The 25,055-nt window shown below is 70.9% G+C and carries 24 protein-coding genes and 1 pseudogene; 20 read left to right on the top strand and 5 right to left on the bottom strand.

All coding sequences use genetic code 11. The annotated features are described in order from the left end of the window. Positions 1–54: 54 nt before the first annotated feature. The 3 genes from AC0682_RS00810 to AC0682_RS00820 all read left to right on the top strand — a co-directional run bounded on the left by AC0682_RS00810 (position 55) and on the right by AC0682_RS00820 (position 3,236). Positions 55–1,305: a site-2 protease family protein gene (locus AC0682_RS00810; RefSeq protein ID WP_478530313.1), complete on the top strand. Its 1,251-nt coding sequence runs from the start codon at positions 55–57 to the stop codon at positions 1,303–1,305. A 43-nt stretch (positions 1,306–1,348) separates the two neighbouring features. After that, positions 1,349–2,266, top strand: a complete 918-nt coding sequence (locus AC0682_RS00815; RefSeq protein WP_254812925.1) for a tRNA (adenine-N1)-methyltransferase — start codon at positions 1,349–1,351, stop codon at positions 2,264–2,266. Positions 2,267–2,666: 400 nt separating this feature from the next. Continuing rightward, positions 2,667–3,236, top strand: coding sequence for a hypothetical protein (locus AC0682_RS00820; protein WP_478530495.1), 570 nt, complete (start codon positions 2,667–2,669; stop codon positions 3,234–3,236). Between the two features lie 64 nt (positions 3,237–3,300). On the opposite strand, the gene AC0682_RS00825 is transcribed toward AC0682_RS00820, so the two are convergent. Continuing rightward, positions 3,301–3,612 (bottom strand): ferredoxin, encoded by a 312-nt coding sequence (locus tag AC0682_RS00825; RefSeq protein ID WP_478530315.1) that lies wholly within the window; start codon positions 3,610–3,612, stop codon positions 3,301–3,303. A 240-nt stretch (positions 3,613–3,852) separates the two neighbouring features. Between AC0682_RS00825 and arc the strand changes: the two genes are divergently transcribed. The 6 genes and pseudogenes from arc to prcA all read left to right on the top strand — a co-directional run bounded on the left by arc (position 3,853) and on the right by prcA (position 9,706). Then, positions 3,853–5,619 (top strand): proteasome ATPase, encoded by a 1,767-nt coding sequence (gene arc, locus AC0682_RS00830; protein ID WP_254812926.1) that lies wholly within the window; start codon positions 3,853–3,855, stop codon positions 5,617–5,619. Between the two features lie 234 nt (positions 5,620–5,853). After that, positions 5,854–7,365 carry a depupylase/deamidase Dop gene (gene dop, locus AC0682_RS00835; protein ID WP_478530317.1) on the top strand — a complete coding sequence of 504 codons (1,512 nt, stop codon included), beginning with the start codon at positions 5,854–5,856 and terminating at the stop codon, positions 7,363–7,365. A 129-nt stretch (positions 7,366–7,494) separates the two neighbouring features. After that, positions 7,495–7,713 carry a ubiquitin-like protein Pup gene (locus AC0682_RS00840; protein WP_003970166.1) on the top strand — a complete coding sequence of 73 codons (219 nt, stop codon included), beginning with the start codon at positions 7,495–7,497 and terminating at the stop codon, positions 7,711–7,713. Positions 7,714–7,866: 153 nt separating this feature from the next. Beyond that, positions 7,867–8,053 (top strand): annotated as a pseudogene (locus AC0682_RS00845) (endonuclease domain-containing protein); the annotation flags it as partial. Continuing rightward, positions 8,005–8,850 carry a proteasome subunit beta gene (gene prcB, locus AC0682_RS00850; RefSeq protein ID WP_254812928.1) on the top strand — a complete coding sequence of 282 codons (846 nt, stop codon included), beginning with the start codon at positions 8,005–8,007 and terminating at the stop codon, positions 8,848–8,850. The pseudogene AC0682_RS00845 and the gene prcB, both read left to right, overlap by 49 nt. A 58-nt stretch (positions 8,851–8,908) precedes the next feature. Beyond that, positions 8,909–9,706 (top strand): proteasome subunit alpha, encoded by a 798-nt coding sequence (gene prcA, locus AC0682_RS00855; protein WP_254812929.1) that lies wholly within the window; start codon positions 8,909–8,911, stop codon positions 9,704–9,706. 49 nt (positions 9,707–9,755) lie between these two features. Here the strand turns inward: prcA and AC0682_RS00860 are convergent, their stop codons facing one another. Further along, complete coding sequence (locus AC0682_RS00860) at positions 9,756–10,796, bottom strand: LacI family DNA-binding transcriptional regulator (protein WP_478530321.1); 1,041 nt, start codon at positions 10,794–10,796, stop codon at positions 9,756–9,758. Between the two features lie 132 nt (positions 10,797–10,928). Between AC0682_RS00860 and AC0682_RS00865 the strand changes: the two genes are divergently transcribed. The 11 genes from AC0682_RS00865 (at position 10,929) to AC0682_RS00915 (ending at position 22,369) form a co-directional block, all read left to right on the top strand. Then, complete coding sequence (locus AC0682_RS00865; protein WP_478530323.1) at positions 10,929–12,188, top strand: MFS transporter; 1,260 nt, start codon at positions 10,929–10,931, stop codon at positions 12,186–12,188. Between the two features lie 9 nt (positions 12,189–12,197). After that, positions 12,198–13,559 (top strand): Pup--protein ligase, encoded by a 1,362-nt coding sequence (pafA, locus tag AC0682_RS00870; RefSeq protein ID WP_254812932.1) that lies wholly within the window; start codon positions 12,198–12,200, stop codon positions 13,557–13,559. A 127-nt stretch (positions 13,560–13,686) separates the two neighbouring features. Further along, positions 13,687–14,625 carry an FKBP-type peptidyl-prolyl cis-trans isomerase gene (locus AC0682_RS00875; RefSeq protein ID WP_254812933.1) on the top strand — a complete coding sequence of 313 codons (939 nt, stop codon included), beginning with the start codon at positions 13,687–13,689 and terminating at the stop codon, positions 14,623–14,625. 66 nt (positions 14,626–14,691) lie between these two features. Further along, positions 14,692–15,063 (top strand): FKBP-type peptidyl-prolyl cis-trans isomerase, encoded by a 372-nt coding sequence (locus AC0682_RS00880; protein ID WP_478530326.1) that lies wholly within the window; start codon positions 14,692–14,694, stop codon positions 15,061–15,063. Between the two features lie 158 nt (positions 15,064–15,221). Further along, positions 15,222–16,175 (top strand): helix-turn-helix transcriptional regulator, encoded by a 954-nt coding sequence (locus tag AC0682_RS00885; protein ID WP_478530328.1) that lies wholly within the window; start codon positions 15,222–15,224, stop codon positions 16,173–16,175. 13 nt (positions 16,176–16,188) lie between these two features. Beyond that, on the top strand, positions 16,189–17,145 hold the full coding sequence (locus AC0682_RS00890) for a helix-turn-helix transcriptional regulator (protein WP_478530330.1): 957 nt from the start codon (positions 16,189–16,191) through the stop codon (positions 17,143–17,145). A gap of 255 nt (positions 17,146–17,400) precedes the next feature. Continuing rightward, entirely contained in the window at positions 17,401–17,634 is a 234-nt protein-coding gene (locus AC0682_RS00895) for a hypothetical protein (RefSeq protein ID WP_478530496.1), read from the top strand. 38 nt (positions 17,635–17,672) lie between these two features. Continuing rightward, entirely contained in the window at positions 17,673–17,870 is a 198-nt protein-coding gene (locus AC0682_RS00900) for a hypothetical protein (RefSeq protein ID WP_478530332.1), read from the top strand. Between the two features lie 230 nt (positions 17,871–18,100). Beyond that, the gene (gene tatA / locus AC0682_RS00905; RefSeq protein WP_478530334.1) at positions 18,101–18,397 is read left to right on the top strand and encodes a Sec-independent protein translocase subunit TatA; all 297 of its coding nucleotides are present in this window, start codon (positions 18,101–18,103) and stop codon (positions 18,395–18,397) included. Between the two features lie 49 nt (positions 18,398–18,446). Continuing rightward, positions 18,447–19,412: a twin-arginine translocase subunit TatC gene (gene tatC, locus AC0682_RS00910; protein WP_478530336.1), complete on the top strand. Its 966-nt coding sequence runs from the start codon at positions 18,447–18,449 to the stop codon at positions 19,410–19,412. 119 nt (positions 19,413–19,531) lie between these two features. Beyond that, positions 19,532–22,369 carry a DEAD/DEAH box helicase gene (locus AC0682_RS00915; protein WP_478530338.1) on the top strand — a complete coding sequence of 946 codons (2,838 nt, stop codon included), beginning with the start codon at positions 19,532–19,534 and terminating at the stop codon, positions 22,367–22,369. A gap of 196 nt (positions 22,370–22,565) precedes the next feature. Here AC0682_RS00915 and AC0682_RS00920 read toward each other — a convergent pair whose 3' ends face one another. The 3 genes from AC0682_RS00920 to AC0682_RS00930 all read right to left on the bottom strand — a co-directional run bounded on the left by AC0682_RS00920 (position 22,566) and on the right by AC0682_RS00930 (position 24,798). Next, a complete protein-coding gene (locus AC0682_RS00920; RefSeq protein WP_478530340.1) occupies positions 22,566–23,015 on the bottom strand; it encodes an SPW repeat protein in 450 nt (149 codons plus the stop codon). A gap of 67 nt (positions 23,016–23,082) precedes the next feature. Next, positions 23,083–24,066 carry an ADP-ribosylglycohydrolase family protein gene (locus AC0682_RS00925; protein ID WP_478530342.1) on the bottom strand — a complete coding sequence of 328 codons (984 nt, stop codon included), beginning with the start codon at positions 24,064–24,066 and terminating at the stop codon, positions 23,083–23,085. Positions 24,067–24,150: 84 nt separating this feature from the next. After that, complete coding sequence (locus tag AC0682_RS00930; RefSeq protein WP_478530344.1) at positions 24,151–24,798, bottom strand: fasciclin domain-containing protein; 648 nt, start codon at positions 24,796–24,798, stop codon at positions 24,151–24,153. Between the last annotated feature and the right edge of the window lie 257 nt (positions 24,799–25,055).

A 25,055-nucleotide genomic window follows, 5' to 3' on the forward strand; every position in this document is an offset into this window, starting at 1 on the left:
CCTCGCGGACAGCATCAGCGTGGCGCGGGCCACACACCGAACCGAAGGGACCACGTGGACAAGAGCGGCGACAGCGGGCGGCCGCAGTCCGGCGCAGGGGGAACCGACCCCGGCGCCGCCCCCGGCGGCGAGCAGCCCAGACGCCCCGCCGAGCCCGGTGGCGGCCTGCTCATGGGCCGCCCCTTCGGGGTGCCCGTCTACGTGGCGCCCAGCTGGTTCGTCGTCGCCGCGCTGATCACCTGGGTCTTCGGCGGCCAGCTCGACCGGGTCCTGCCCGAGCTGGGCGGTGCCCGCTATCTCGTCGCCCTCTTCTTCGCGATCGCCTTCTACGCCTCCGTGCTCGTCCACGAACTGGCCCACACGGTCGCCGCCCTGCACTACAAGCTGCCCGTGCGCCGCATCCAGCTCCAGTTCTTCGGTGGCGTCTCCGAGATCGAGAAGGAGACCGAGACACCCGGCCGCGAGTTCGTCCTCGCCTTCGTCGGCCCCCTCCTCTCCCTCGCCCTCGGCGGGGTCTTCTACGGAGCGATGCAGCTCGTCGAGCCCGGCACCGTGCCCGGCGTCCTGCTCGCCGGGCTGATGATCTCCAACCTCATCGTGGCCGCCTTCAACCTGCTCCCGGGCCTGCCCCTCGACGGCGGCCGGATGCTCCGCGCCGTCGTCTGGAAGATCACCGGCAACCCCATGAGCGGCACCGTCGCCGCCGCCTGGGTCGGCCGGGGCCTCGCCGTCACCGTCCTCATCGGACTGCCGCTGCTCACCCACACCGGGGTCCTCGGCAGCGCCAACCAGAAGATCGGCGGGGTGGAGACCGTCATGGACGCGCTGCTCGCCGCGATCCTGGCCGGCATCATCTGGACCGGCGCCGGGAACAGCCTGCGCATGGCCCGCCTCCGCGAGCACCTGCCCGACCTCCGCGCCCGCACCCTCACTCGCCGAGCCGTCCCCGTCGAGTCCGCCACCCCCCTCTCCGAGGCGCTGCGCCGGGCCAACGAGGCGGGCGCCCGCGCGCTCGTCGTCGTCGACGGCCAGGGCAACCCCAAGGGCGTCGTCCGCGAGGCCGCCATCGCCGGCGTCCCCGAGCACCGCCGCCCCTGGGTCGCCGTCAGCGGCCTCGCCCAGGACCTCACCGAGGGAATGAGGGTCCCCGCCGAACTGGCCGGCGAAGCCCTCCTGGACCGGCTCAAGGCCACCCCCGCCACCGAGTACCTGGTCGTCGAGGAGACCGGCCAGATCTACGGCGTCCTCTCCACCGCCGACGTCGAGCGCGCCTTCGTCAAGGCCATGGCCCGCCCCGAGTCCTGAAGGCCCCGGAAGAGGGCCCTCGAAACACCGGTACGCTGGTCACATGTCTGAACCGACCGGTGCCGCCCGCCGACGTGGGCCCTTCAAGGTCGGGGACCAGGTACAGCTCACCGACCCCAAGGGACGCCACTACACCTTCACGCTCGAAGCCGGGAAGAGCTTCCACACCCACAAGGGTTCTTTCCAGCACGACGAGCTGATCGGTGCTCCCGAGGGCAGTGTTGTCCGCACCACGGGAAACGTCGCCTACCTCGCGCTGCGCCCCCTGCTCCCCGACTACGTCCTCTCCATGCCCCGCGGCGCCGCCGTGGTCTACCCCAAGGACGCGGGCCAGATCCTGGCCTTCGCGGACATCTTCCCCGGCGCCCGCGTCGTGGAGGCCGGGGTCGGCTCCGGCGCGCTCTCCACCTTCCTGCTGCGGGCCATCGGCGAGCAGGGCATGCTGCACTCCTACGAGCGCCGTGAGGACTTCGCGGAGATCGCCCAGCAGAACGTCGAGCGCTACTTCGGCTCGCCGCACCCCGCCTGGCAGCTGACCGTCGGAGACCTCCAGGACAACCTCTCCGACACCGACGTCGACCGCGTCGTGCTGGACATGCTCGCCCCCTGGGAATGCCTGGAGGCCGTCTCCAAGGCCCTGGTGCCCGGCGGCATCCTCTGCGCCTACGTGGCCACCACCACCCAGCTCTCGCGCACCGTGGAGTCCATCCGCGAGATCGGCTGCTTCGCCGAACCGCAGCCCTGGGAGTCGATGATCCGCAACTGGCACGTCGAGGGCCTGGCCGTCCGCCCCGACCACCGGATGATCGGCCACACCGGATTCCTGGTCACCGCCCGCCGGCTCGCGGACGGCGTGGAGCCGCCGCTGCGCCGCCGCCGTCCTTCCAAGGGCGCCTACGGCGAGGACTACGAGGGACCGGGCAGCCAGAGCCGCGGAGGCTCCGCCGCCGACCGCGGCTGACCCGCCCAACGAACCGGGGGGGGGGGGGGGGGGGGGGGGGGGGGGGGGGGGGGGGGGGAGCAGGGGGGGGGGGGGGGGGGGGGGGGGGGGGGTGCACTCTGGGGGGGGCCGGCGCCCCCCCCCCCCCCCTCCCTCCCCCCCCCTCCCCCCCCCCCCCCCCCCCCCCCCCCCCCCCCCCCCCCCCCCCCCCCCCCCCCCCCCCCCCCTCCCCCCTCCCCCCCCCCCCCCCCCCCCCCCCCCCCCCCCCGCCTTCCCGTTGCCGCCGGAACGCGCCCCGGCGGTGGAACCGGAGCACACCCCGCCGTTCCCCCGGCGTGTGAGGTGTGGCACGATGCTGGCCACCCCTCGGGGGTGCCCCGCCCCCTCCCGGGCTCCCAGGAACCACATGGAGAGACACCGCGTGCAGACCTCCGCGCTCCCGGACCTCGCGCACACCGTCACGAAGCCGGTCCACTGGCTCGCCACGGCCGCGGCCATGGCCGCCGTCGTCGCCCTGGCCGGGCTGCTCCAGCCCCGTACGGCGACCGCCACCGCCACGGCCCCCGAGAAGCGGACCGCCACGCCCGTGGCCGCCCCGGACCCGGCGGATGTGGCCTTCCCCCTGGAGTGCGGCGGGGCCGGGACCACGGTGGCCAAGCAGGCCCCCGGGGACCTCGACGGGGACGGGCGGCCGGAGACGGTGGCCGTGGTGCACTGCGACGCGGGCTCGGGGACGCCACCGAGCGGCGTCTACGTCCTGACCCAGGGGAGCGGGGCAGCGCCGAGGGTCGTGGCGACCCTGGTGGACCCCGCGGACAGGAAGACCGTCACGGACTTCGCCGTACGGGAGGGACGCGTCTTCGCCACCCTGCTCGGCTACTCCTCGCTGGAGGTCCCCCGCTGCTGCCCCGACCAGGAGGAACAGGCCTCCTGGCGGTACCAGGGCAAGGCCTTCGTGCGCACGACCGCGGACCTCGCGCGCGCCGTGTGACCGTACGGGCGGCCGTGTGACCGTGCGACGGGGGACCGTAGGGCTCAGGCCGTCACCGTACGGATCAGGCCGCGTCCGGTCCGTACACCTCGACGCTGTCCTTCACCCGCCGGACATGGATGCAGTCCCCGGGGCACTCCTTGGCCGAATCGACCACGTCCTGGAGGAGCGTCAGCGGCACCGGGGTGGTGGCGCCGGGGGCCTGCAGCAGCTCGTCCTCGGCGCTCTTCACATACGCCAGGCCGTCGATGTCCAGCTCGAAGACCTCCGGCGCGTACTGCGCGCAGATGCCGTCGCCCGTACAGAGGTCCTGGTCGATCCAGACCTCCAGGTCCTGCGCGTCACCGTCGCCCGGCGCGTCCTGCTGCACGGTCATGTGTCCTGCCGTTCCTGCGTATCCGAACCCATGGGAGCCAGCCCTGACGGGTGTTGAACGGTTCGACGATACAACCGGCGGCTTTCCGACGCCGAAGGGTGGGTATTCCCTTGACGTGAGGGAGAGCGCAAGGGTGAAGATCGGACACACCCCGCAGTCTTTGTGATCTAGGGGTTTCAATCACCACCAGCCCAGGTAGGGTCAGGAAGCGTCCAGCTCCCCATGGAGGAGGTGAGGACCGTGGCAGCCCACGACGACGACATCAACCGCGGCATCCGGCCCGCGCGCGGGTCCGAGGACCCAGCCGGCCAGGTTGCCTATCTCGAGCAGGAAATCGCCGTCCTGCGACGCAAGCTCGCCGACTCTCCGCGGCATACGAGGATTCTCGAAGAGCGGATCGTCGAGTTGCAGACGAATCTGGCAGGCGTGTCCGCACAGAACGAGCGGCTCGCCAACACGCTCCGCGAGGCGCGCGACCAGATCGTGGCCCTCAAGGAGGAGGTCGACCGGCTGGCCCAGCCGCCGGCCGGCTTCGGTGTCTTCCTGCAGGCCAACGAGGACGGCACCTGCGACATCTTCACCGGGGGCCGCAAGCTCCGGGTGAACGTGTCTCCCAGCGTCGAGCTGGAGGACCTCCGGCGCGGCCAGGAGGTCATGCTCAACGAAGCGCTCAACGTGGTCGAGGCCATGGAGTTCGAGCGGGCCGGGGACATCGTCACCCTCAAGGAGATCCTGGAGGACGGCGAGCGGGCCCTGGTGGTCGGGCACACCGACGAGGAGAGGGTGGTGCGGCTCGCGGAGCCGCTGCTGGACATCACCATCCGCGCCGGTGACGCCCTGCTGCTCGACTCCCGGTCCGGTTACGTCTACGAGGTGGTCCCCAAGAGCGAGGTCGAGGAGCTCGTCCTCGAAGAGGTCCCGGACATCGACTACGACAAGATCGGTGGCCTGGGCGACCAGATCGAGCTGATCCGCGACGCGGTCGAGCTGCCCTACCTCCACCCCGACCTCTTCAAGGAGCACGAACTGCGACCGCCGAAGGGCATCCTGCTCTACGGCCCGCCCGGCTGCGGCAAGACGCTCATCGCCAAGGCCGTCGCCAATTCGCTCGCCAAGAAGGTCGCCGAGGTGACCGGGCAGCCCGCGGGGAAGAGCTACTTCCTCAATATCAAGGGCCCCGAGCTGCTCAACAAGTACGTCGGTGAGACCGAGCGCCACATCCGCCTGGTCTTCCAGCGTGCCCGGGAGAAGGCGAGCGAGGGCACGCCCGTCATCGTCTTCTTCGACGAGATGGAGTCCCTCTTCCGCACCCGCGGCAGCGGCGTCAGCTCGGACGTGGAGAACACCATCGTCCCGCAGCTGCTCGCCGAGATCGACGGTGTGGAGGGCCTGGAGAACGTCATCGTCATCGGCGCCTCCAACCGCGAGGACATGATCGACCCGGCCATCCTGCGCCCCGGCCGACTCGATGTGAAGATCAAGATCGAGCGTCCGGACGCCGAGGCCGCGAAGGACATCTTCGCGAAGTACCTCACCCCGTCGCTGCCGCTGCACGCGGACGACCTCTCCGAGCACACCGGCTCGCGCGAGGCCGCCGCCCACGCCATGATCCAGTCGGTCGTGGAGCGGATGTACACGGAGTCCGAGGAGAACCGCTTCCTCGAGGTGACGTACGCCAACGGCGACAAGGAAGTCCTCTACTTCAAGGACTTCAACTCCGGTGCGATGATTCAGAACATCGTCGACCGGGCAAAGAAAATGGCCATCAAGGCATTCCTGGAACACGGCCAGAAGGGGCTGCGGGTCGCTCATCTCCTGCAGGCCTGCGTGGACGAGTTCAAGGAGAACGAGGACCTGCCCAACACGACCAACCCGGACGACTGGGCCAGGATTTCCGGCAAGAAGGGTGAGCGGATCGTCTTCATCCGCACACTGGTCACCGGAAAGCAGGGCGCGGACACCGGTCGCTCCATCGACACGGTGGCCAATACCGGCCAGTACCTGTAATACGCCGACCGGCTGCGGATGCCTGGAGAGGCATCCGCAGCCGGTCGCTTTCCCCCCGTTCCGGCCATGCCGGAGCAATGTCGCAATTGATCTCCCCACCGGCGCAGAGGCGCTCTAGGCTCTGCGGTACCGCCGAGTCGCGCAGTGCGGTCACGGGCACCGCATACGCACCGGACAAGCAGCGGTACTTGAGCGTCGCGCCCGGACGGGCCGACGCCGGGCAAGGAGGGCCGCATGACCGTACGGCGAGTGATGGGCATCGAGACGGAGTACGGGATCTCCGTCCCCGGTCACCCCAACGCCAATGCCATGCTCACCTCGTCCCAGATCGTCAACGCGTACGCGGCGGCGATGCACCGGGCGCGACGCGCCCGCTGGGACTTCGAGGAGGAGAATCCGCTGCGTGACGCGCGAGGCTTCGACCTCGCCCGTGAGACCGCCGACTCCAGCCAGCTCACCGACGAGGACATCGGCCTGGCCAATGTGATCCTCACCAACGGTGCCCGGCTCTACGTCGACCACGCGCACCCCGAATACAGCTCACCGGAGATCACCAACCCGCTCGACGCGGTCCTCTGGGACAAGGCCGGCGAACGGATCATGGCGGAGGCCGCCGAGCGGGCCGCCGCCATCCCCGGTGCCCAGCCGATCCACCTCTACAAGAACAACACCGACAACAAAGGCGCCTCCTACGGCACGCACGAGAACTACCTGATGAAGCGGGAGACCCCGTTCTCGGACATCGTGCGCCATCTGACGCCCTTCTTCGTCTCCCGCCAGGTCGTCACCGGCGCCGGACGGGTCGGCATCGGCCAGGACGGCCAGGAGCACGGCTTCCAGATCAGCCAGCGCGCCGACTACTTCGAGGTCGAGGTCGGGCTGGAGACCACGCTCAAGCGCCCCATCATCAACACCCGGGACGAGCCCCACTCCGACGCGGAGAAGTACCGCCGGCTCCATGTGATCATCGGCGACGCCAACCTCTCGGAGGTCTCGACCTATCTGAAGCTCGGCACCACATCCCTGGTGCTGTCCATGATCGAGGACGCCTTCATCACCGTCGACCTCGCCGTCGACCAGCCCGTCCGCACACTCCACCAGGTCTCGCACGACCCGGACCTCCACCACCTGATCACGCTCCGCAGCGGCCGGACACTCACCGCTGTGCAGCTCCAGATGGAGTACTTCGAGCTGGCGCGCAAATACGTCGACGAGCGGTACGGCACCGACGCCGACGAGCAGACCAAGGACATCCTGACCCGGTGGGAGGACACCCTCAACCGGCTGGAGACCGACCCGATGAGCCTGGCGGGGGAGCTGGACTGGATCGCCAAGCGGCAGCTGATGGAGGGCTACCGCCGCCGCGACTCGCTGGACTGGGACGCCCCCCGACTGCACCTCGTCGACCTCCAGTACGCGGACGTACGGCCGGACAAGGGCCTCTACAACCGTCTGGCGGCCCGGGGCCGGATGAAGCGCCTCCTGGACGAGGACGACGTCACCAGGGCCCGTACGAAGCCTCCGGAGGACACCCGGGCGTACTTCCGGGGCCGCTGCCTGGAGCAGTACGCCGACGACGTGGCGGCCGCCTCCTGGGACTCGGTCATCTTCGACCTGCCGGACCGCGACTCGCTCCAGCGCGTGCCCACGCTGGAGCCGCTGCGGGGGACCCGGGAGCACGTCGAAGGCCTGCTCGACCGCTGTCGTACGGCGGACGAGCTGGTCCGGGTGCTCTCGGGCGGCTGAAAGGTGTCCGGGAGGGGAATCAATGAACCATGGCCCGGACGTTCAACAACTACCGGGCCAAATGTCGGACCCCGTGGGTAGGGTCTGATCAAGAGCTTCGATTGCTTCGAACCGAGCGGGGTGAGCTACATGGCGACCAAGGACACCGGCGGCGGACAGCAGAAGGCGACGCGCTCCACCGAGGAGGTCGAGGAGCAGGCGCAGGACGCGCAGGCGTCCGAGGACCTCGCGGAGCGCCAGGAGAAGCTGAGCGACGACGTCGACTCGGTGCTGGACGAGATCGACGACGTCCTGGAAGAGAACGCCGAGGACTTCGTGCGGTCGTTCGTTCAGAAGGGCGGACAGTAGTTCAGGGGTGTGAACGCTCGGTAGATCCCGGGCGATCGTGACGCATCGGGGGAGACGGGGTGACGGCGACCGCCGCGGCGGTCGCCGTCACCCCGCTCGCCACCCGGACAGGCGCCACCGGACCGCGGGCGCGGGATCCGCACAGATCCCTCCGCCGAACATGTGGATCACCGCCCCCGGGCGGGTAGGGTCCGTGGCGTACGTTGCTTCGACGGCAATTCGGCCATCGGCAAGTTGGGGGATGATCCTGACTCTCTTGCGCAGGGCCATCGCATACCTGGAGGGAAACGCGTGGAAGCCAACACTCGTAGCACCGGGCGTCTACCAGCAGCCTTCCTGACGCCGGGCTCGTCCTCGTTCATGGACTTCCTGGCCGACCAGTCGCCCGAGATGCTCCCGGGCAACCGGAGCCTGCCGCCGCTCCAGGGGGCGATCGAGGCACCGCACGGGACGACCATCGTCGCGGCCGCCTTCCCCGGTGGCGTGGTCCTGGCCGGCGACCGGCGCGCCACCATGGGCAACATGATCGCGCAGCGCGACATCGAGAAGGTCTTCCCGGCCGACGAGTACTCGGCGGTGGGCATCGCCGGCACCGCGGGGCTGGCCGTGGAGATGGTCAAGCTCTTCCAGCTGGAGCTGGAGCACTTCGAGAAGGTCGAGGGCGCCCAGCTCTCCCTGGAGGGCAAGGCCAACCGGCTCTCCACCATGATCCGCTCCAACCTGGCCATGGCCATGCAGGGTCTCGCCGTGGTCCCCCTCTTCGCGGGATACGACGTCGACCGCGAGAAGGGCCGCATCTTCTCGTACGACGTCACCGGCGGCCGCTCCGAGGAGAACGGCTACGCCGCCACCGGCTCGGGGTCCATCTTTGCCCGGGGGTCCATGAAGAAGCTCTACCGCGAGGACCTGACGGAGGAGCAGGCCCTCACCCTCGTCGTGCAGGCGCTGTACGACGCCGCGGACGACGACTCGGCGACCGGCGGCCCGGACGTGGCCCGCCGGATCTACCCGATCGTCACCGTCATCACCGACGAAGGCTTCCGGAGGCTGGGCGACCAGGAGTCCTCCGACATCGCGCGCTCCATCCTGGAACGCCGCCTGGAGCAGCCCGACGGCCCGCGCGCCGCGCTGCTCTGATCCGGACTCCGAGCCTCCCCCGACGCACTCGTCACTGACAGAAAGGGACGGATAGCCGGTGTCGACGCCGTTCTATGTCTCACCCCAGCAGGCCATGGCCGACCGGGCGGAATACGCCCGCAAGGGCATCGCCCGTGGTCGCAGCCTCGTTGTGCTGCAGTATGCCGACGGCATTGTGTTCGTCGGCGAGAACCCGTCCCGCGCGCTGCACAAGTTCAGCGAGATCTATGACCGGATCGGCTTCGCGGCCGCCGGCAAGTACAACGAGTACGAGAACCTCCGCATCGGCGGCGTGCGCTACGCCGATCTGCGCGGATACACCTACGACCGGGACGATGTGACGGCGCGTGGGCTGGCCAACGTCTACGCCCAGACGCTCGGCACCATCTTCTCCAGCGCGGCCGAGAAGCCCTACGAGGTGGAGCTGGTCGTCGCCGAGGTCGGCGCCGCCCCCGAGGGCGACCAGATCTACCGGCTGCCGCACGACGGTTCGATCGTGGACGAGCACGGCTCGGTCGCGGTCGGCGGCAACGCCGAGCAGATCAGCAGCTTCCTGGACCAGCGCCACCGCGACGGCATGACGCTCGCCGAGGCGCTCAAGCTGGCCGTCCAGGCGCTCTCCCGGGAGCCCGGAGGCGGCGAGCGGGAGATCCCCGCCGAGCGCCTCGAAGTGGCCGTACTGGACCGTACGCGGCCCCAGCAGCGCAAGTTCAAGCGGATCGTCGGCCGCCAGCTGACCCGGCTGCTGGAGGCGGAGGCGGCGAGCACCACCCCGACGGACGCCCCGTCCGACGTGGAGGAGACCGACGCGACCGGGACCGACACCGGCAGCTCCTCCGGCTCCACCGAGGAGTAGACAGCACGCCCTCGATGCCCCCGGGTCCCGCCCGTCCCGGGGGCATCCGTCACGTCCGGAAGGCGGTGGCGGGCGGAGCCGCCGTGGAGCCACGGACGACCAGCCGCACCGGCAGACTGCCCGTCTCCGCCTCGCGGCCCTCCAGCACGGCCAGCAGGGCCGCCATGCCCCGCTCCCCGACCTGCTCGGCGGGCAGCTGCACGGTGGTCAGCTCCGGTTCCACGGCGCTGGCCAGCGCCAGGTCGTCGAAGCCCGTGACCGAGAGGTCGTCCGGCACCCGCAGCCCGAGCCGCCGGGCGGCCTTGCAGGCCCCCGCCGCCAGGATGTCGTCGTCGCAGACGACCGCCGTGGGCCGCTCCCCGGTCACGGCCAGTGCCTGCTCGGCCGCCTCCCGCCCGGCCCGTACGTCGAGCGGGGCCCGTACCGTACGCACCTCGGCGTCCGGTACCGCACCCACCGCCTCGCGCAGCGCCTGCGCCCGGACCGCGAACGTCCAGGTGTCCACGGCGGACGCCAGATGGACCAGGCGGCGGTGGCCCAGCCCCAGCAGATGGCCCGTCACCTGGCGCATGCCGTCGGCGATGTCCAGGTTGACGTGGGCCGCCGCGTCCCTCCCGGCCGGGTCGCTGTCCAGCATCACCAGCGGCAGATCGGCCCCGTGCAGGGCGCTCAGCGCGTCGGAGGCCATCGAGGAGGCGATCACCCCGTCCAACGAGGCGCGGGCCGAGGCGAACGGGTCCCGGGCCGGGCCCGTGCCGTCCGGCGAGGGGTAGAGCACCACGCCGAAGTCGTGCTCGGCGGCGACGGCGGCGGCCCCCGTGTAGACCCGGGCGAAGAACTCGTTGGTGAGCGCCGGTACGACCAGCAGTGCGGTCCTGGTCCGGCCGAGCCGGAGGCTGCGGGCGGCCAGATTGGGCCGGTACCCCAGCTCCGCCGCGCTCTCCCGGACCCGCTGGGCGGTGGCCTCGGAGACCCGGCCCGGCCACTTCTCGCCCAGCACCAGGGAGACCGTCGCCTGCGAGACGCCTGCGGCGCGGGCCACGTCGCGGCTGGTGGGCCGGGGTGGAAGGGGCTGGTGCGGGTCGGTCACGCGGGCCTCCGTGCGGGCTGGTTCCATGCCGCCGCGAGGTGGACCCGCGGACTGCGCACATGGTACGTATGAACCTCGACGTTATACGTAAAACTTCGGATGGTGGCAGCCGTCCGGCGGAAAGGGGCGGGAATGGCCGCGGGATATCTGGACATCCTCCGGGCGCGGCACGCCGCCCGGCTGCTGACGGGCACGCTGGTGGGGCGGCTGCCCAACGGCACCGCGCACATCGCGATCGTGCTCTTCACCCGGGCCGAGGGCGGCAGCTACACGCTGGCCGGCGCCCTGGCGGCCGCGTACGGTCTCGCCACCGCCGTCGGACAGCCGCTGCTCGGCCGGGCGGTCGACCTGTACGGGCAGCCGCGCGTCCAGTTCCCCGCCGCCGTGCTCTCCGCGCTCGGCATGGCCCTGTTCGCCGTGGCCGGGCTCGGCTCGCTCCCGCTGGCGTACGCGGCCGTCGTCGTCGCCGGAGTCGCCACCCCGCCCCTGGAAGGGGGCCTGCGGGCCCTGTGGCCCAGCGTGCTGAAGCGCGAGGACCGGGTGCACCGCGCGTACGCCCTGGATGCCGTGGCACAGGAGGTCATGTTCACCGTCGGGCCGCTCCTGGTGACGCTCCTCGTCTCCCTCTGGTCCCCCGCCGCCGCGCTGCTCGTCATCAACGCCATCGGCGTCCTCGGCGCCCTGTCGGTGGTCCTGTCCGAGCCCTCCCGCACCTGGCGCTCCGCTCCCCGCGAGGCCCACTGGCTGGGCGCCCTGCGCTCGCCCGGGCTCCTCGCCCTGCTCGGCGCGTTCTTCTTCGTCGGGCTCGCGCTCGGCTCCATCACGGTGGCCGGTGTGGCGTACGCGGACGACCACGGCCGCGAGTCGGTGTACGGCTGGCTGATGGCCGCGCTCGGGCTCGGCGCCCTGATCGGCGGCCTCGGCTACGGGGCGCGGCAGTGGTCGGGGGAGCCCGAGAAGCGGCTGCGGGTGATCGTGGCCCTGCTGGCGCTCGGCTACCTGCCGCTGACGCTCACCCCGTCGGTCCCCGCCATGACCGCCCTCGCCGCCCTGGCCGGTCTCTTCCTCGCCCCGGCCATCGCCTGCTCGTTCATCGTGGTGGACCGGCACGCCCCGCGCGGCACGGTGACCGAGGCGTTCTCCTGGCTCGTCACCACCTTCGGGGTGGGCGCGGCCGTCGGCACGGCCGCGGCGGGACCGGCCGTCGAACTGGGCTCGACCGCCTGGAGCTTCGCGGTCGCCGGGGCCGGTGGAGTGGCCGCCCTGGCCGTCCTGCTGGCCACCGGAAGGCTCCTCGCGGCTCCCGCCCGCACGGCCGAGGCCGTGGCGGGATCGGAAAATGATCGAAACGGTGCTGTCGAACCCGGTTTCAGCACCGGCCGTAAGGCGTAATGTTCAGTCATGGACCGCCGCATTTTCGGGCTGGAGAACGAGTACGGCGTCACGTGCACGTTCAGGGGACAGCGCCGACTGTCACCTGACGAAGTGGCGCGCTACCTCTTCCGCCGTGTTGTGTCATGGGGCCGCAGCAGCAACGTCTTTCTGCGGAACGGCGCCCGCCTCTACCTCGACGTGGGATCGCATCCGGAATATGCAACCCCCGAATGCGACAACGTGACCGAGCTGGTCACGCACGACAAGGCGGGCGAGCGCATTCTCGAAGGCCTGCTCGTCGACGCCGAACGCCGCCTGCACGAGGAGGGAATCGCGGGCGACGTCTATCTCTTCAAGAACAACACCGACTCGGCGGGAAACTCCTACGGGTGCCACGAGAACTACCTCGTCGCCCGGCACGGAGAATTCTCCCGGCTCGCGGACATCCTCATCCCCTTCCTCGTCACCCGCCAGCTCATCTGCGGGGCGGGCAAGGTGCTCCAGACCCCGCGCGGCGCCGTCTACTGCGTCAGCCAGCGCGCCGAGCACATCTGGGAGGGCGTCAGCTCCGCCACCACCCGCTCCCGGCCGATCATCAACACCCGCGACGAACCCCACGCCGACGCCGAGCGGTACCGCCGCCTCCACGTCATCGTCGGTGACTCGAACATGTCCGAGACGACCATGCTGCTCAAGGTCGGCGCCACCGACCTGGTGCTCCGCATGATCGAGGCGGGCACGGTGATGCGCGACCTGACCCTGGAGAACCCGATCCGGGCCATCCGCGAGGTCAGCCACGATCTCACGGGCCGCCGCAAGGTGCGCCTGGCCAGCGGCCGGGAGGCCTCGGCCATCGAGGTCCAGCGGGAGTACTACGAGAAGGCCGTGGACTTCGTCGAGCGCCGGGGCATCCGCACCGGCACCGTCGACCAGGTCCTGGAGCTGTGGGGCCGCACGCTCGACGCCGTCGAGGCCGAGGATCTCGACCGGATCGACACCGAGATCGACTGGGTCATGAAGTACAAGCTCATCGAGCGGTACCGGGCCAAGCACAACATGACCATGTCGAACCCGCGGGTCGCCCAGATAGACCTCGCCTACCACGACATCCACCGTCGCCGCGGCCTCTTCTACCTCATGGAGAGGAAGGGCCAGACCGCCCGCATCTGCAACGACCTGAAGATCTTCGAGGGCAAGTCGGTGCCCCCGCAGACCACCCGGGCCAGGCTCCGCGGCGACTTCATCCGCCGGGCCCAGGAGCAGCGGCGGGACTTCACCGTCGACTGGGTCCACCTCAAGCTCAACGACCAGGCGCAGCGCACGGTGCTCTGCAAGGACCCGTTCCGCTCCGTGGACGAGCGGGTGGAGAAGCTGATCGCGGGCATGTGAGCGCTGCCCGGGGGCGCCCTCGGACCGATGTCGCGTGACAAGGCCCCGTACGTTCCTCGTACGGGGCCTTCGCCACGGCCTAGAGTGTTCGGACCAACCACAGTGCCCCCTGAGATCTGAGGAACCAGTGCGCCGAATTGCCGGCCTTCTCGTCGCCCCCCTCCTGCTGCTGTCGGCAGTGGCCTGCGGCAGTGACGACAAGGCCTCCGACTCCGCCTCGTCCAAGAACGGCGTGCCCGCGATCACCGCAGGTGCGAAGTTCGGCGAGAAGCCCACCCTCTCCAAGGGCGAGGGAGACCCGCCCAAGGAGTTGAAGACCGAGGTCATCAGCGACGGGGACGGCGCGAAGCTCAAGAACGGCGACGCGCTCCAGGTCAACTACTTCGGCCAGTCGTGGGACTCCGACAAGCCGTTCGACAACAGCTTCGACCGCAAGCAGCCCTTCGACCTGACGCTCGGCGCGGGCATGGTCATCCAGGGCTGGGACAAGGGCCTCGTCGGCCAGAAGGTCGGCAGCCGCGTCCAGCTCGTCATCCCGCCGGACCTCGGCTACGGCGAGCAGGGCCAGGGCGACATCAAGCCCAACGCCACCCTCGTCTTCGTCGTCGACATCCTGAAGGCCACCCAGATCCCGGCCTCCGCCAAGGGCACCGAGGTCGCCCAGGACAACATCGACCTGCCCAAGGTCGGCACCGGCGACGACGGCAAGGCGCCGAAGGTCACCATCCCCAAGAGCGACCCGCCGAAGAAGCTGTCCTCCACCTACATCCTGGAGTCCGACGGCGAGGTCATCAAGGAGACCGACAGCGTCGTCGTGAACTACGTCGGCATGGTCTGGAAGGACGCCAAGGAGTTCGACTCCACCTACACCCAGGGCAAGACCCAGACCTTCCCGCTGTCCCAGGTGACCCTGAAGGGCCTCAAGGACGGCCTGATCGGCAAGAAGGTCGGCAGCCGCGTCCTCCTGGTCATCCCGCCGGACCAGGCCTTCGGCGACCAGCAGCAGCAGTCGATCCCCAAGAACTCCACGCTGGTCTTCGCCGTGGACGTCCTGGCCACGATGTGAGGACGCCCTGGCCAGGGATGTAAGACTGTCCCGGTTGCCCAGTTCATCATTCTGAGGAGCAGTTCAGTGAGCATCGAGAAGCCCGAGATCGACTTCCCGGGCGGCGAGCCGCCGGCCGACCTGGAGATCAAGGAGATCTGGGAGGGCGACGGCCCGGTCGCCAAGGCCGGCGACAAGGTCCAGGTCCACTACGTGGGCGTGGCCTTCTCCACCGGCGAGGAGTTCGACGCCTCCTGGAACCGCGGCCGCCCGCTGGCCTTCCAGCTCGGCGTCGGCCAGGTCATCGCCGGCTGGGACCAGGGCGTACAGGGCATGAAGGTCGGCGGACGCCGCCAGCTGACCATCCCGGCGCACCTCGCCTACGGCGACCGCGGCGCCGGCGACGCCATCGCCCCGGGCGAGACGCTGATCTTCGTCTGCGACCTGGTCTCGGTCTGAGCCGCTCCGGACGCGCGTGAGTGAGGGCCCCCACCGGTGCGGTGGGGGCCCTCGCCGTTCGGCGGGCCCCGCCGTGGTCCGGGCCGCGGGCTCGCTTTGGCACCGACACCCCGGGGCGGTACGGTCGACCGTCGTAGAGCACCAGAGAAAGGGCGTCGATGGCGATTGCCAAGGCCGAGCGGTTGATGAACCTCGCGCTGTGCCTCCTGGGGACCCGGCGCCCGCTCAGCAAGCGCGAACTCCGCGGCTCCATCGAGGCCTACCTCGAAGCGGGCTCCGACGAATCCTTCAACCGGATGTTCGAGCGCGACAAGGACGACCTGCGCGAGCTGGGCCTGGTCATCGAGACCGTCGAGAACCTGGACGGCGACACCGGCTATCTGGCCCGGCGCGACAGCAACCGGCTGCCCCCCATCACCCTGGACGCCGAGGAGGCCGCCGCCCTCGGCCTCGCCGCCAAGGTCTGGCAGCAGGCCCGCCTCGCCGGAGCCGCCAGCGGCGCGCTCCAGAAGCTCCGCGCGGCCGGCATGCCCGAGGCCGAGGACGCCTACGAGGTGCACAGCGCCCTCGAACCCCGTATCCCCGTCCACGAGGCAGCCTTCGAGCCGCTGATGCTCGCCTGCCGCGACCGCCGCCCCGTCACCTTCGACTACCGCAAGGCCAATTCCGCCGCCCCCGAGCAGCGCCAGGTCGAACCCTGGACCCTCGAATGCTGGCGCGGCCACTGGTATCTCGCGGGCTGGGACCGGGGCCGGGGAGCCGAACGCGTCTTCCGGCTCTCCCGCATCACCGGCAAGGTCCGCTCCCGCGCCGGAGCCTTCACCGCCGAGGTGCCCGACGTCGTCACCGTCCGCGAGACCGTGGAGAGCTGGGCCGGCGAGACCGCCACCCGGACCGCCCGGATCCGGCTCCGCGCCGGGGCCGGCTACCCGCTGCGGTCGCGGGCGATATCGGTCAAGGAGCGCGGCGACGGCTGGGACGAGCTGGAGATCCCCTACGGACACGGTCTCGACGCCTGGCTCGTCGAGTTCGGGCCGGACGTCGTCGTGGAGGAGCCCGCCGATCTGCGGGCCGATGTGGTGGACCGGCTGCGCGCCGTGGCCAAGGACTAGGGGGACCCGAACGATGGCCACGAACGCGATCGACCAGACCCGTCGGATGCTCTCCCTGGTGACCTACCTCCGCGAGCGCCCCGGCGCCCACGTCCAGGACGTGGCACGGGCCTTCGGCATCACCGAGGACGAGCTGATCTCCGACCTCGACGTCCTGCCCATGTGCGGCACCAGCTTCCGCGGCGGCGACCTCCTCGACATCGACACCGACGGCGACCGCATCTGGTGGCACAACCCGGACGACGTCGCGGAACCCCTCCGGCTCGCCGCCGACGAGGCCACCGCCCTGCTCGTCGCCGCCCGGGCCGTCGCCACCCTGCCCGGACTGCGCGAGAGCGACCGCGACGCCCTGCTCCGGGCCACCGCCAAGCTGGAGACGGCGGCCGGGGAGTCCGGGGCGGCCAGCTCCCGGCTCTCGGTCACCTTCGAGTCCGAGGGCGGCGTCTTCGCGGACGTCGACCGGGCCATCTCCGAGCGCCGACGCCTCTGGCTGCGCTACTACTCGCCCGCCCGCGACGAACTCACCGAGCGCGAGGTCGACCCGATCCGCCTCTTCGCCGTCGGCCACACCTACATGGAGGGCTGGTGCCGGCTCTCGGAGGACCGCCGGACCTTCCGGCTCGACCGGGTCGCGGAGATCCGCCTCCTGGACGCCCCCGCCGCTCCGCCCGAGCTGGAGCTGCGCGACCTCTCCGAAGGGCTCGTCCACCCCGCCGCCGAGGACCCCGAGGTCGTCATCGAGGTCACCACCGGGGGCCGCTGGGTCGCTGAGTACTACCCGCACGACAGCGCCGAGGAGCTGCCCGGCGGAAGCCTCCGCATCACCCTGCGCACCCCCGACCCGGCCTCGCTGCGCCGCCTCGCCCTGCGCCTGGGCGGGGAGGGGCGCATCGTCACCCCGCCGGAGCTGGCAGAGAGCGCCCGCACGGCCGCCCGCGAGGCGCTCGCCGCGTACGACGAGACGCCCTGAGCGGGCCGGAGCGGAGACGAGATGCACCCGACGTACCTGATGCCGGTCGCACCCTCTGTGCCGGGCGCCCGCACGGGGGCGGCCGACGGCGGCGGTACGACCACCGGCCGCAGCGGGCAGCCCGTGAGCACCGCGTCGACGGTCGCCCGCACGGCCACTCCTGGCGGCACCGCCGAGGCCGCTACCACCGTCCGTACCGGAGCGACCGACGGCACCGCCGCAGCCCCCACCACCGTCCGTCCCGGGCCCGTCCCGGTGCCCGTGCCCGCCGCCGTACGCTTCCGGGCCGCGTGTCCCGACTGCCGCGGGCGCTTCGAGCTGGCCGCGGGAGCGCTGCGGCTGGCCATCGGCGCCAGCCGCCGTACCACCTTCTACACCTTCACCTGCCCCCAGTGCGCGGCCCCGGTCCGCAAGCCCGCGGGGGAGCGCATCATCGAACTGCTCACCGGCGGCGGCGTACGCACCCTCCGCCTGCACGCCACCCGCTAGCGCCCCCGCACCGCCCGTAGGAAGAGGCACTCCCCCCCATGTTCTGGCCCATGCTCGCCATCGCCCTGGGATTCCTGGGCGTCGCCGTCCTCGGCGTCCTCGGCATCAAGGTCTTCGTCGAGGCGCAGCGACTCGGCCGCCAGGTCACCACCACCACCGAGCGGATCAGCCAGGCGTCGGAAGACCTCGAACGGGCGGCCACCCGTCTCGCGGCCACCGGGGACAGCCTGCGGTGACGGCCCGCCGCGACAGGCCTGCGCCCTGATGCCCGGCAGCCCCGAGGAGTACGCTGCACGGGGTGGCCCGGGCAGTGAGGTACGGGCCGCAAGCCGCAGTACGCACGGGCATTGCCTCGCGTTTACCCCTGCGGGTTACGATCGCTGTCAAGCGCAATGATCGGACGTATGCCCGGTCGAACGGGTAGCGAGCCCACCCTCCAGCCGCCTCAGTGAGAAGGAAGTCGCACATGATCGGCAATCTGAAGCCCCTCGAGATCGTTCTGATCATCGCTGTCATCCTGCTGCTCTTCGGTGCCAAGAAGCTTCCCGACATGGCGCGTTCGCTCGGCAAGTCGGCCCGCATCCTCAAGAGCGAGGCCAAGGCCATGAAGAAGGACGACGCGACGACCGCCACCCCCACGACGGAGACCGTCGCGGACCCGGCACCCCCGCAGTCCACCACCGCCCGCACCATCCAGGCCGCCCCGGGAGACGTCACCAGCTCCCGCCCGGTCAACGAGCCCAAGCCCACCACTCAGAGCTGACCGCAGACACGCTCCGCCGACAGCCGCCGCACGAGACGAGGGAAGTGGGTTGCTCAAGTCCGCCCGCAAGCAGGAGAAGGACGCAGAGGGGCGGATGCCCCTCCTCGATCACCTGCGTGAGCTGCGTAACCGGCTGCTGAAGGCCGTGCTGGCGATCGTCGTCGTGATGATCGTGGCGGCGTTCTTCCAGAAGGAGATCTACGAGTTCCTCCTGGCGCCCATTCAGGACTCGGTCGGCTGCAAGAACGGCGTGGTCACCACGGTCGACGGCAAGTCCTGCGCGCTTCTGAAGACGGACACCCTGATCGGCCCGTTCACCAACGCGCTCAAGGTCGCGCTGATGTCCGGCGTCCTGCTGGCCACCCCGATCTGGCTGTACCAGCTCTGGGCGTTCGTCGCCCCGGGGCTGCACAAGGGCGAGAAGCGCTACGCCTACGGCTTCGCCGTCGTCGGCGCACCGCTCTTCGTGGCCGGTGGCTACCTCGCCTACGCGATCCTGCCGCAGACCGCGGAGATCATGCTCGGATTCAGCCCCGACGACGTGCAGAACCAGATCGGGCTCGACAGTTATCTGGACCTGCTCGTCCGCATGGTCCTCATCTTCGGACTCGCCTTCGAGCTGCCCCTGCTGCTCATCGCGCTGAACATGACCGGCGTCATCACGGGCAAGCGGATGCTCGGCTGGTGGCGCGGGATGATCGTCGGCCTCACCGTCTTCGCCGCCTTCGCCACGCCCGGCGGCGAACCCATCTCGATGCTGCTGCTGGCCGGTCCGCTCGCGCTCCTCTACTTCATCGCTGTCGGCTTCTCCCTGCTCAACGACAAGCGCCGCCGCCGCAACAACCCCGACGCCGAGCTGAGCGACGACGAGGCCTCGCACCTCGACCTGACCCCTGAGCCGGTCGGCGGGGTCGAGCCCGTGACCGATCAGCGCCGGGTGCTCCCGGGACAGGCCTCCGGTGAGGCGGACGGGCGGGGACCGCACCGGCTCAACGGTTACGACGACATCACCTGACCTCCTCCCATCACCGCGACCTGTGTACCGGCGGCCCTACGGGTGCTGCCAGGTGAGAGGCCGAGGGGATTTAAAGATCGGGCTGACTGTCGGAGGTGGCGGGTAGGCTCGTAGCCAAGATGACAGAGGACCTCTCACCAGCTGAGCGATACCAGGCATCCCGCGTCCGTGCGGCCGAGATGGCGACGGCCCTCGGGCCCTTCCGGGAGATGTACGCCTTCGGACTGGACCCGTTCCAGATCGAGGCCTGCCAGGCACTGGAGGCGGGCAAGGGGGTGCTGGTCGCGGCCCCCACCGGGTCGGGCAAGACGATCGTCGGCGAGTTCGCCGTGCACCTGGCCCTGGAGCAGGGCCGCAAGTGCTTCTACACCACGCCGATCAAGGCGCTCTCCAACCAGAAGTTCGCCGACCTGGTCAAGCGGTACGGCGCCGACAAGGTCGGCCTGCTGACCGGCGACAACAGCGTCAACTCCGAGGCACCGGTGGTCGTCATGACCACCGAGGTCCTGCGGAACATGCTGTACGCGGGCTCCCAGTCGCTCTCCGGCCTCGGTTACGTCGTCATGGACGAGGTGCACTACCTCTCCGACCGCTTCCGGGGCGCGGTCTGGGAGGAAGTGATCATCCACCTCCCGGAGTCGGTGACGCTCGTCTCCCTGTCGGCCACGGTCTCCAACGCGGAGGAGTTCGGCGACTGGCTGGACACCGTGCGCGGCGACACCGAGGTGATCGTCTCCGAGCACCGGCCGGTGCCGCTCTGGCAGCACGTGATGGCCGGACGCAAGATGTACGACCTCTTCGAGGAGGCCACCGACCACGGCGGGCGCGGCGCCGGACGCCGTGAGGTCAACCCCGACCTGGTGCGCCTCGCCCGCATGGAGAACCAGCAGGGGTACAACCCGCGCGACCGCCGCCGCGGCAAGATGGTCCGCGAGGCCGACCGCGAGCGCGAGCGGCGCCAGCGCAGCCGGATCTGGACGCCCGGACGGCCCGAGGTCATCGAGCGGCTGGACAACGAGGGACTGCTCCCCGCGATCACGTTCATCTTCAGCCGGGCCGGCTGCGAGGCCGCCGTACAGCAGTGCATGTACGCGGGCCTGCGGCTCAACGACGAGGACAAGCGCCGGCTGGTCCGGGAGATCGTCGAGGAGCGGACCGCCTCCATCCCCGGCGAGGATCTGCACGTCCTCGGGTACTACGAGTGGCTCGAAGGGCTGGAGCGGGGCATCGCGGCGCACCACGCGGGCATGCTGCCGACCTTCAAGGAGGTCGTCGAGGAGCTGTTCGTACGGGGCCTGGTGAAGGCCGTCTTCGCCACCGAGACCCTGGCGCTCGGCATCAACATGCCCGCGCGCTCGGTAGTCCTGGAGAAGCTCGTCAAGTGGAACGGCGAGCAGCACGCCGACATCACCCCCGGCGAGTACACCCAGCTCACCGGCCGGGCCGGACGCCGCGGCATCGACGTCGAGGGCCATGCGGTGGTCCTCTGGCAGCGAGGCATGGACCCCACGGCGCTGGCCGGGCTCGCGGGGACGCGGACGTATCCGCTGCGCTCCAGCTTCCGCCCCTCGTACAACATGGCCGTCAACCTGGTGCAGCAGTTCGGGCGGCACCGGTCGCGGGAGCTGCTGGAGACCTCGTTCGCCCAGTTCCAGGCGGACAAGTCCGTCGTGGGGATCTCCCGCCAGGTCCAGCGCAACGAGGAGGGCCTGGAGGGCTACAAGGAGGGCATGAGCTGCCACCTCGGTGACTTCGAGGAGTACGCGCGGCTGCGCCGCGACCTCAAGGACCGGGAGACGGAGCTGGCCAAGCAGGGCGCTGCCCAGCGGCGGGCGGCGGCGGCCGCCTCGCTGGAGAAGCTGAAGCCGGGCGATGTGATCCACGTCCCGACGGGGAAGTTCGCGGGGCTGGCCCTGGTGCTGGACCCGGGGCTGCCCGCCGGGCGGGCCAACGGGCACCGGGGCTTCGACCACCACGACGGGCCGCGGCCCCTGGTCCTGACCGCCGAGCGGCAGGTCAAGCGGCTGGCCTCGATGGACTTCCCGGTGCCGGTGGAGGCGCTGGACCGGATGCGGGTGCCGAAGTCGTTCAACCCGCGCTCGCCGCAGTCCCGGCGCGATCTGGCCTCCGCACTGCGGACGAAGGCCGGGCACATCGTGCCCGACCGGCACCGCAAGGGGCGGGCACCGGCCGCCGACGACCGCGAGATCGCCCGGCTGCGGGCCGAGCTGCGCGCGCACCCCTGCCACGGGTGCGACGAGCGGGAGGACCACGCGCGGTGGGCCGAGCGCTACCACCGGCTGCGGCGGGACACCCGGCTGCTGGAGAAGCGGATCGAGGGGCGGACGAACACGATCGCCCGCACCTTCGACCGGATCGTCGCGCTCCTGACCGAGCTGGACTACCTCCGGGGCAACGAGGTCACGGAGAACGGGCGGCGGCTGGCCCGGCTCTACGGGGAGCTGGACCTGCTCGCCAGCGAGTGCCTGCGGGACGGGGTGTGGGAGGGGCTCAACCCCGCCGAGCTGGCCGCGTGCGTCTCCGCCCTGGTGTACGAGGCGCGGCAGGCCGATGACGCGGTCGCGCCGAAGCTGCCGTCCGGGCCGGCGAAGGTCGCGCTCGGCGAGATGGTGCGGATCTGGGGACGGCTGGACGCCCTGGAGGACGACTTCAAGATCAACCAGACGGAGGGGGTCGGCCAGCGCGAGCCCGATCTCGGCTTCGCCTGGGCGGTCTACATGTGGGCCTCCGGGCGCACGCTGGACGAGGTGCTGCGCGAGGCGGAGATGCCGGCGGGGGACTTCGTACGGTGGTGCAAGCAGGTCATCGACGTGCTGGGGCAGGTGGCCGCGGCGGCTCCTCGGGAGGGGAGCGGAGGGAGTTCTGTGGCGCGGAACGCGCGGAAGGCGGTCGACGCGGTGTTGCGGGGGGTCGTGGCGTACAGCTCGGTCGGCTGAGGCCGGGAGCGGTGCGTGGGGCGGGCGGCGTGCTTGCGGGTGGTGGAGGCGTGGCGCCTGCGGCGGGCTTGGTCCCCTCCCTTCCCCGCCCCTTCCCGAAACCGGGGCGCTGCCCCGGGCCCCGCTCCTCAAGCGCCACAGGGGGTGGAAATCAGGCTCCGGAGGGGCTTGGCGGGGCGGGGTCCGGGTGGGTGAATCAGGTGGTGCGGCTTCTCATGGCCGCTCCGGCGCAGACCATGCCCAGCAGCACCGTCAGTCCGCCGACGATGATGTTGTTGACCACCACTCCGGCGTCCGGGCTGCTCCCGACCACCCAGGTCGACACGATGATCCACGCACCGATGGCGCACATCGCCCAGCTGAGGCCGTACATGCGCTCGGGCATCATCGTGAAGCCCAGGGCCAGTACCGCGACGGCGATACCCATGACGAGGTTGTGCGTCACCAGCGCGGGCTGGCTGGCCGTGAAGTGGAGTACCCACGGGGAGACGGCGCAGTAGAGGCCGACGAGGAACACCGGCGCGTCCACCAGGGCCACATCGCGGCCGCCCATCACCTTGTCGTACCGCGCGCGCATTTCGGAGGCGTCGGGGTGACCTGTGAGGTCGCCTCTGACGGTGCTCCTGGCGTCCGAGACGTTGCTCATGAGATTCGTCTCCTTCGGTCCTACGGGCCCCGACGCCGTGCGGAGTGTGCGCCGGGCGCCCGTATGTCTATTCTGCTCTTATTTCAGCCTTATGCGTAGTCGTGGGTGCCTCGTTGTCCAGGCGTGCGGCGAGGTCGAGAAGCTCAGGGGTGCGCAGTACCCGGCCCCCGTGCCCCGGAAGCGGTACGTGCAGGAGCGTGGTCCAGCGGTTCGGGACGGCGTCGATGCCGTAGACCGCGCCGGCCATGCCGCCCGTCACGGCGGCCACCGTGTCGGTGTCCCCGCCCACGTCGACGGCGGCGGCGAGGGCGGACTCGAACGTGTCCGTGGTGCGGAGCGCCCACAGGGCGGTGGCCAGGCACGGCCAGACCGCTCCGTTGAACTCGGTCGCCAGGGCGGGGTGCCAGTCGGGGGCCAGAGCCGTCGCCCACCGGGCCCGGTGGGCGGTATGGACCTCGTCGAGCGTTTCGGGGACGGCAGCCAGTGGATCCTCTCCGGCCAGGGCCACCCGGACCAGTTCGTGGAAGACCGCCGTGCCCTCCCAGGCCGCCCGGTCGCCATGGGTGAGCGCGGCGATCCGGCGGGCCGCCTCCATCGTCGCCGTACGTCCGGCGTGGGCGAAGTAGACCGCCGACGTGGTCGCCCGCATCAGCGAACCGTTGCCCGCGGCCCGCCCGTTGACCTGGAAGTGCAGCGCCGCGGCCCGGTCCCAGGGTGCCCCGCTCGTCAGGACGTCCTCAGTCTGGAGGCCGATGTCCTTGGGCTCGCTGCCCGCCCACCGCCGGAACCGGTCGAACACGTCCGGCAGGTCCAACCCGCCGCGCTCCAGCAGCGATTCGCCGACCAGCACCGCCATCTGCGTGTCGTCCGTCGCCTCGCCCGGGTCCCAGCCGCCACCCCCGCACAGCAGGCCGACGCCATCGGGGAAGCTCGCGGAGAACACCCCGGCCGGGCCGAACTCGAAGGGGGCGCCGAGCGCGTCGCCCGCGGCCGAGCCGACGACTGCCCCGGCCACCCGGGCGGCCCGGGGAAGAGTGTGCGGCATGATCATCCGGACAGCCCTTAGGACAGACCCGGGGGACGCTGGAGGGCGGTGTACCGCGACGCTCGCGGTACACCGCCCTCCGCTTCCGGGTTACTTCGGGGGCATCAGGACCGAGTCCACGATGTAGACCGTGGCGTTGGCCGTCGGGACGTTGCCGCAGACGACCTTCGAGGAGTCGTTCACGGTGTACTCCATGCCCGAACCGGCCGTCGTCAGCCTGCTCTTCTCCAGCGTGTCGAACGCACCCTTCTCCAGCTGCTGCGGCGTCAGCTTCTGGCCCACCACGTGGTAGGTCAGCACCTTGGTCAGCTCGGCCTTGTCCGCCAGCAGCGCGTCCAGGTCAGCCTTCGGGATCTTCGCGAAGGCGTCGTTGGTCGGCGCGAACACCGTGATGTTCTCGGCGTTGTTGAGCGTGTCGACCAGTCCGGCCTGCTGCACGGCGGCCACCAGCGTCGACAGCTCGGGGTTGTTCGACGCGGCCGTCGCGACCGGGTCCTTCGCCATGCCGTCGAACGAGCCCGCGCCCTCGGTGGGCACCGAGGAACAGGCCGGACCGAAGGGCTCGTCCATCGTCATGGAGCCGTCGGGTGCGGCGCTCGTCGACGCCGCCGCGCTGGGCGTCGAGCCTGCCGCCGCGTCCTTGGAGGAGTCGTCCGAGGAGCAGGCGGTCAGTGCCAGAGGCAGCACGGCAGCGGTGGCCACGGCGACGGCGGTGCGGCGGAAGTGGCGCATGTTCATGGTGTCTCTCCTGGATCGAGGATGGTGCGGGGAAAGGGAAGGAAACGCTGCTCAGCGGTGGTGCGAGCCGGGGCGGACAGCGCCCCCGGGCCCCCGGGGGCCGTCTCCCAGCCGCAGGAGACGGATCCGGCGCCGGATCAGGCCGTCCGACCAGGAGCCGCCTCGCTCCTGCCGCCGGTCCCCATCTGCTGTCACGTAAGGGATTCGGTGCGGCCTGCCCGGCGGATTGGTGCGGGCGGCGCATTCACTCGATCGAG

It is taken from the genome of Streptomyces sp. NPDC043746 (assembly GCF_056436485.1).